Source organism: Pseudoalteromonas sp. S408, assembly GCF_005886645.1.
Classification (GTDB): domain Bacteria; phylum Pseudomonadota; class Gammaproteobacteria; order Enterobacterales; family Alteromonadaceae; genus Pseudoalteromonas.
The window spans coordinates 1-341 of the sequence record NZ_PNDY01000054.1 but is presented as its reverse complement, the minus strand read 5'-3'; the positions used below and the strand labels follow the sequence as shown (position 1 = coordinate 341).

General features: G+C 67.7%; 1 protein-coding gene. It reads right to left on the bottom strand.

Features of this window, described 5'->3' with window-relative positions; translation table 11 throughout:
• The coding region (locus CWB62_RS18440; protein ID WP_138556294.1) for an aldehyde dehydrogenase family protein at positions 1-341 on the bottom strand (341 nt) is incomplete at both ends.

The window sequence follows — 341 nt, the reverse complement described above, 5'->3', positions numbered from 1 at the left end:
GCCGGAATGCCGGCTTCATCGGCCAGCACCGCCAGACGCAGCGCACTCAGGCTTGAGGCTTCGGCCGGCTTGAGCACCACGCTGTTGCCCAGCGCCAGCGCCGGCGCGAACTTCCAGGAGGCGATCATCAGCGGGAAGTTCCACGGCACCACCGCCGCGACCACGCCCAGCGCTTCACGGGTAATGGTGGCGTGCTCGTTCTCGCCGGTAGGCGCGATCTCGTCGTAATGCTTGTCGATGGCCTCGGCGTACCAGGCCACCGAGCGCGCGGTTTCCGCCAGATCGAAGCCCAGGCTGTCGCCGATCGGCTTGCCCATTTCCAGCGTCTGCAGCAGGGCCAG